Here is a 7,225-nt window from a genome sequence, read left to right as displayed (position 1 = left end):
GAACACAACAAATAACCACACACTATAAAAGTGTAGCACCCACTTTTAAATTTCCCTTTTCCGGCCGATACCCCCCCCCCCCCCCACCCCCTTTTTTTCTTTTGCGGGGGCGCCCCCCCCCCCCCCCCCCCCCCCAAAACCCAAAAATGAGCTCAAACAAATGCTGCAATCGGGGCTAAAATATTGTTTAAAAAAATAAATCCTTGTCAAGGTTTCAAACCTTGACAAGGATTAAAAAAAAACAAAACCTAAATATTAAAAATGAAATTAAAACTAAACCATTTACCACTTTTACTTCTGTCACTGTCATTGAACCTTAATGCTCAGGAAATCAAAGCAGAATTAAACAAAGAAATTAAAAGACAGGAAAAAATTTCCTACATTCTCGATTACCCTCAAAAAGTAAAAGGAAATGTACCGTTGATCGTGTTTTTACACGGTTCGGGAGAAAGAGGAAATAATCTGGAAGCGGTAAAAGCGCACAGCCCGTTCACGTATAAAAACCTGATCAAGGAGCCTGTAGCCATTTTAGCGCCTCAATGTCCGGAAAATACATGGTGGGATACGGTGACAGTTTATAATTTGATTAAAGAAATTCAGAAAAAGTATAAGATTGATGCTTCCAGAATTTACCTTACAGGGCTTTCTATGGGAGGTTGGGGAACACTAAAACTGGCAATGGAGCATCCTGAAATGTTTGCGGCCGTAGTTTCAGTTTGTGCGCCGACCGATAGAGTGATGTATGCGAACATTGATCAGTACAAAAATTTGAATATGAAAATTTTTCATGGCGGAATGGATGATGTGGTGTTACCCGAAAATGCATTTAATTTTTACCAAAAATTACACCCTGTAAATCCATCTGCGGAATTAACTATTTTTCCAAATGACAACCACAATTCATGGGATTCAACGTATTCCAATCCTGAATTGTATGACTGGATGTTGTCAAAGAAAAAGGAAAAATAATTAGATAATATTGATAATTTTAAGAAATTGCTATCATTTGCTGGGTTGAGCGCCCTTAATATGCACGACAATTTTAAAGTAAAACTTGGCAAACCTAGCATTAAAATTCATTATTATAAAAAACAAAGCCTAAAACCTTTGTTAAGTGAAACGCCTTTGCGCCAAAAAATTATAAAGTTTATCAAAGAACTTTGCGCCTTTGCGTTTAACCAACAAAAAAACAAAAAATAGAACTATAATTTATAAGAAGATAGATTTATGAAAAAGTTAATTGTAATGGCAACTTTAGCCCTTGCGCCGGTATTTTCGGCACAGGAAATGGTAACAAAGCCCGTTCAGTCTTATCAGACGGCTCAATATCAGGCTAAAAAGAAAGCTTTTGTAGATAATCTTTTGTCAAAAATGACATTAGATGAGAAAATCGGACAGCTGAATTTACCAAGTTCAGGTGATTTTACTACAGGTTTGGCTAAAAGTTCCGATATAGGAAAAAAAGTTGAACAAGGTTTAGTCGGTGGACTATTCAATATAAAAGGAGCTGACAAAATTAAAGCGGTTCAGAAAGTAGCTGTAGAAAACAGCCGTTTGAAAATCCCGATGATTTTCGGAATGGATGTTATTCATGGATATGAAACTACTTTCCCTATTCCATTAGGATTAGCAGCGTCTTGGGACATGAATTTGGTTCAGCAGTCAGCAAGAGTGGCTGCAAAAGAAGCTGCAGCAGACGGAATCAACTGGACGTTCTCTCCGATGGTTGACATTTCCCGTGAACCAAGATGGGGAAGGGTTTCTGAAGGTTCCGGTGAAGATCCGTTCTTAGGAAGCGAAATTGCTAAAAATATGGTATACGGTTATCAGGGAAAAGACTTGGCAAACGGAACCAATATTTTAGCTTGCGTAAAACATTTCGCCCTTTATGGAGCAGGTGAAGCGGGAAGAGATTACAATACAGTTGACATGAGTCACGTGAGAATGTTCAATGAATATTTTCCGCCTTACAAAGCAGCTGTTGATGCAGGAGTAGCTTCTGTAATGGCTTCTTTCAATGAAGTGGACGGAGTTCCTGCTACCGGAAACAGATGGCTTCAAACAGAAGTATTAAGAAACAAATGGAACTTCAAAGGTTTCGTAGTGACGGATTATACGGGAATCAACGAAATGGTTGACCACGGAATGGGAGATCTTCAGCAGGTTTCTGCACTGGCCTTAAAAGCGGGTGTTGATATGGATATGGTAGGAGAAGGTTTTTTAACAACATTAAAAAAATCTTTATCTGAAGGAAAGGTAACCCAGGCAGAAATCGATATGGCGGCGAGAAGAATTCTTGAAGCAAAATATGATTTAGGTTTATTCGACAATCCATATAAACATGGAGATGCAAAACTAGCGGCAAAAGAGGTTTACAGTATGGAAAACCGTAATATCGCGAGAAATGCTGCAGCTCAGTCAATGGTATTGATGAAAAATGAAAATCAGGTGTTGCCATTGAAAAAATCAGGAACGGTTGCAGTGATCGGTCCATTGGTTAACAACTCGATGAATATGGCAGGAACATGGAGTGTAGCGACAAAACATGCTATTTCTGTGAATTTAATGCAAGGTCTTCAGGCTAATTATGGTAAGGACGTGAAATTCCTTTCTGCTAAAGGAGCCAATATCGATTATGATGCTAAATTAGAAGATATTTATGCCGCTCACGGTAAAAAAACAGACAGGGATAACCGTTCAAAAGAAGCTTTATTAAAAGAAGCTGTGGACGTGGCTAATAAAGCGGATGTTATTGTTTTAGCGATCGGAGAATCAGCAGAAATGAGTGGTGAATCTTCTTCCAGAACTGAAATCACGATTCCTCAGTCTCAGGTAGATTTGTTAAACGAATTAAAAAAGACCGGAAAACCGATTGCAATGGTTCTTTTCACAGGTCGTCCTTTAGCATTAACGAATGTAAAAGATACTCCTGATGCGATACTGAATGCATGGTTTGCTGGTTCTGAAGCCGGAAATGCGATTGCTGATGTTCTTTTCGGAAAAGTAAATCCTTCCGGAAAACTTCCAATGACATTCCCAAGAAGCTTAGGTCAGGTGCCTATTTATTATAATGCTAAAAATACAGGTCGCCCGCTGGATCAGACTCTTGTTGACAAATGCGAATATCAGAGATTCCGTTCCAATTATATGGATGAGTGTAATACACCATTGTATCCGTTTGGTTATGGATTGAGTTATTCAAAATTCAATTATTCTGATATAACGGTTTCTAATGCAAATCCAAAAGGAAATCAGTCTATTCAGGCTTCGGTTACGGTAACGAATTCAGGAAATTACGATGGAGCTGAGGTGGTTCAGTTATACATCAGAGATATGGTGGGAAGCATCACCAGACCGGTAAAAGAACTGAAAGGTTTCCAAAAAGTAATGCTCAAAAAAGGTGAATCCAAAAAGATTACTTTTGACATTACTCCGGAAAATCTGAAATTCTACAACGGAGATTTGAAGTATGATTGGGAATCCGGAGAATTTGATATCATGATCGGTACCAATTCTGAGGATGTAAAACATTCAAAAATCAACTGGACGAAATAAATTTTATAAGCCGCTCAAAATGAGCGGCTTTTTTTATATCTTAGAATTAAATTTACTAATACCGTATTTTGGCATAATTTTTACCAAATTGAAAACATTAAAAATTTAAATATGAAAAAAACTATTTTATTAGGCGCAATGTTCCTGGGTTCTTTAGCTTTTGCACAGAAAGTCGGGGGTGACAGGGATGTTCACGGTTGTATCGGTTCGGCAGGTTATACGTATTCACAACTTAAAAATGACTGTGTACGGGTTTTTGAGCAGAAAATAAAGTTAAATGAAGTAAAATCGGATAAGAGCTATACTTCAATGACTGCCGTTATTTTCAGTAAGAATATGAAAAAAGCAGAAATTTTCATCCCGGATGGAAATGCAAAAAGCATCATTCTTGACAGACAGGGCAAAGGCAAGAGGTGGAAAAGTGGAAGTCATGTAAAAGACAGCTATGTTTTAGTTCCTTACAAAAAAACAGGCTACCAGATTAAGAAAAATGATGTCGTAATCTATCAATAAAAGTAAAAAGCCATTCGAAAGAGTGGCTTTTTTTCGTTGCAAGTAAAATAAAACGAACTCAAAAATTTATTTTAAATGTCATTTCGATATTAGGAGGGAAATCTACTATCCATAATCTTGTAACTCTAAAACTTTCCAACATAATCAGGAGCTTTATCCCGCTTTTGCTACTCGCTTTTTCTGTTTTCGGCGTCGGCAGAGCCGACGCCGAAAACAGAAAAGAGCTCAAACATGCCGCTCAATCGGGGCTAGTGATAATATACTGCAAAAAAAACCTAACAGGTTTTAAAAATCTGCTAGGTTTGATTATTAAAAAATCATTAATATTATCCGGCAACCACTTCCTCAGCATATACAGCACCTTCATAACAAGCATTGTAAATTGCTTTTAGCTCTTCTAATGTAGGAACTCTCGGGTTGAATCCGGTACATGGATCAATTAAGGCATTGTTAGCGATATAATCAAGATTTTTGTCCCAGTCTTCTCTTGAAATTCCAAATTCTTTGATGGCAGATTGATTATTAACCTCAGAACGTAACGTTTCAATAGCCTGAGCCAATTCTTCAGTCGTTTCTTTACCAATTACTTTGGCTAAGTCTGGGTAACGCTCAGTCGCAAAAGAGTTATAACGGATAACATTCGGTAAGAAAATAGCGTTTGAAGCCCCGTGAGGAATCCCGTATAAAGCTCCAACCTGGTGAGATAATGAGTGAACAATCCCCAACCAGGCGTTATTAAACGCCAAACCGGCCATAAAAGAAGCATCATGCATATTTTGACGGGCTGTAATATTGTTCGGATTTTCTACCGCCTCTTTCAAATTATCAAAAACAATCTCTAAACCTCCTTTTGAAAGCGCATCTGCTATATTGTTATCGATATTTGAAACATACGCTTCTACACAATGGGTTAAGGCATCAAGACCTGTATTTGATGTTACGTGAGCCGGCATTGAAGCACAGATTTCACCATCTACAATTGCAATATCCGGAGTCAGTTCGTAAGAAACAATAGGATATTTTACTCCTTTTTCTCTGTCTGTGATGACAGCAAGACCGGTTGTTTCAGTTCCTGTTCCGCTTGTAGAAGGAATAGCGATAAATTTAGCTTTATTTCTTAAAACCGGAACTGTAAAAGGTTTAATCATCGCATCAAAATCAGCATCAGGATATTCGTAAAATACCCACATGATTTTTGCTGCATCAATCGCAGAACATCCGCCCAAACCGATAATCCAGTCTGGTTCAAAAGCTTTGATCACTTCAGCACCTTTCATACATGTCGCAGATGAAGGGTCTTCCTCCACACCTTCGAAAATTTCCGTTTCGATTCCTGCTTCTTTAAGGTAAGCCACAGCTTTATCCAGTGTTCCGCTCTTTCTCATTGAGCTTCCTCCTGTTACGATCACTGCTTTTGTCCCTTTAATATTTTTTAATTCTTCAAGACTTCCCGCGCCATGGAAAACTTCTCCTGCAATAAATAATTTACTCATTTTTCTTATTAATTTTCGATGAGACAAAATTAGACAAGCCGGAATGAGTAATGTTATACAAACAGGACTACGCGTTATACATTTGCGCCAGCTCCTGCTGAAGTTCAGTAGGAGTTTCTTTCAGTTTTGATTTTACAAATTTATTAAGTGCTGAAGGAGAATTAAAACCAAGATCAAAAGCTATTTCCTTATGAGAAAGGTCAGAAAACATGAGCTGACGTTTGATTTCTATTAAAATACGATTGTGAATGGCCTGAATGGCTGTTTCTCCACAATGTTTTTTGGTAATGGAATTTAGTTTTTTCGGACTGATTGCCAGTTTTTCAGCATAGTACTGAACAGTTCGGTGATGTTTATAATGCTCATTCAGTAACTTTTTAAATCGGACATAAACCGGTTTGTCCGCAGTTTCTTTATGTAAAACAGGATGAAGTCCGTGTACAGATTCTATAAGTCCCAGGAGAAATATTTTAATGTGAAATCTCGCCTGTTCTTTTTTGATAAGACTGGGTTTTTGATAAATGCTTTTTATGACTTCTATAGTGTGTAGGCTTTGCTGAAAATCTTCGGAAGAAAGCACCGTACAGTTCAATTGTGTAGAAAGATTGACATTATAGGTACTCAGTTCGTTTTTCAGAATATCCGAACAAAATAATATTTCCTCAAAAAGGATGATTTTTCCTTTAAGATCCTCGCTTACATTAGAAATAAAATGAACCTGCTCAGGAAATATCACAGAAGTTTTTCCAGCTTTCAAAGAATGTGTTTTTTCTTCAATATGTATCTGGAGGCTGCCATTTTCCAGGACAATAATTAAGAAATGATCTTTTTTATGAGGCTTAAAATAATCTTTTAAATTTTCCTTCGTTAGGTCAAAAACACGGAATAAAAGGTTTTTATCTTCTTCTTTTTGAATGTTCTTTTTGATCTCCAGTTTCTTCAATCCGCCCATGAATAGTAATTTGAAGCAAAGTTAATACTTTCATAAAGACTACACTATAAACAAAAATGCGGTCTCAAAGTTATTTTTCAGCTTTGAGACCGCATTTATATAATGACATAGTTGATCAGGAATACTATTTAATGCCTAATTTGCTTTTCACAGATGCAGTAATATCGTCTCCGGCATTAGAATAAATCATACTGTTGCTGCCTTGGGATTTTGAGCTGTCAAAAACATAGGTTAAACCCTTTTCTTTGGCTACAGCAGCGATAGCATCGCTTACTTTCTTCTGGATAGGAGCGAATAGCTCATTTTGCTTATCAGAAACATCTTTTGCAGACTGTGTTTTCAGTGTTTCAATCTTCGTTCCCAATGCCTTAAGCTCAGTTTCTGCGCCGGCCAGTTCTTTTGTTAATTTATCTTTGTTAGCTGCAGTTAATGTTTTTTCCTTGTCCTGAGCGGCTTTCAGTTTCGTTTGAAATTCTCCGACCATTTTTGCAACCTCAGTCTGTTTTGTTTTGGCAAAATTTTCGGCAGTGGCAGAAGCCGTTTTTACATCGGCATAATTGGCGAAAATAGCATCAGAATTTATATGACCCAATTTCTGTTGTGCATTGGTAAAATTACTAACTAAAAAAAGTCCTGCAGAAAGCGCAATAATTAATTTTTTCATCTGTGATTTATTTAAAATATTAAGCCAAAATTATTGTATAATATTGAA

At 37.2% G+C, this 7,225-nt stretch carries 6 protein-coding genes; 3 read left to right on the top strand and 3 right to left on the bottom strand.

The window, feature by feature from the left end; translation table 11 throughout:
* Window positions 1–261: 261 nt before the first annotated feature.
* The 3 genes from M2373_RS18130 to M2373_RS18120 all read left to right on the top strand — a co-directional run bounded on the left by M2373_RS18130 (window position 262) and on the right by M2373_RS18120 (window position 4,068).
* Complete coding sequence (locus tag M2373_RS18130) at window positions 262–969, top strand: prolyl oligopeptidase family serine peptidase (protein ID WP_259112627.1); 708 nt, start codon at window positions 262–264, stop codon at window positions 967–969.
* A 258-nt stretch (window positions 970–1,227) separates the two neighbouring features.
* Window positions 1,228–3,555 carry a beta-glucosidase BglX gene (gene bglX, locus M2373_RS18125; RefSeq protein WP_259112626.1) on the top strand — a complete coding sequence of 776 codons (2,328 nt, stop codon included), beginning with the start codon at window positions 1,228–1,230 and terminating at the stop codon, window positions 3,553–3,555.
* Window positions 3,556–3,666: 111 nt separating this feature from the next.
* The gene (locus M2373_RS18120; RefSeq protein ID WP_259112624.1) at window positions 3,667–4,068 is read left to right on the top strand and encodes a hypothetical protein; all 402 of its coding nucleotides are present in this window, start codon (window positions 3,667–3,669) and stop codon (window positions 4,066–4,068) included.
* A 326-nt stretch (window positions 4,069–4,394) separates the two neighbouring features.
* Here M2373_RS18120 and M2373_RS18115 read toward each other — a convergent pair whose 3' ends face one another.
* The 3 genes from M2373_RS18115 to M2373_RS18105 form a co-directional block, all read right to left on the bottom strand.
* Window positions 4,395–5,561, bottom strand: a complete 1,167-nt coding sequence (locus M2373_RS18115) for an iron-containing alcohol dehydrogenase (RefSeq protein ID WP_259112622.1) — start codon at window positions 5,559–5,561, stop codon at window positions 4,395–4,397.
* 67 nt (window positions 5,562–5,628) lie between these two features.
* On the bottom strand, window positions 5,629–6,513 hold the full coding sequence (locus M2373_RS18110) for a helix-turn-helix transcriptional regulator (RefSeq protein ID WP_259112619.1): 885 nt from the start codon (window positions 6,511–6,513) through the stop codon (window positions 5,629–5,631).
* A gap of 124 nt (window positions 6,514–6,637) precedes the next feature.
* On the bottom strand, window positions 6,638–7,177 hold the full coding sequence (locus M2373_RS18105) for an OmpH family outer membrane protein (protein WP_259112617.1): 540 nt from the start codon (window positions 7,175–7,177) through the stop codon (window positions 6,638–6,640).
* Between the last annotated feature and the right edge of the window lie 48 nt (window positions 7,178–7,225).

The organism is Chryseobacterium sp. JUb7, assembly GCF_024806495.1.
In the GTDB taxonomy this organism is placed as follows: domain Bacteria; phylum Bacteroidota; class Bacteroidia; order Flavobacteriales; family Weeksellaceae; genus Chryseobacterium.
The sequence above is the reverse complement of the archived record's forward strand: the minus strand, read 5'-3'. Positions and strand labels throughout refer to the sequence as shown.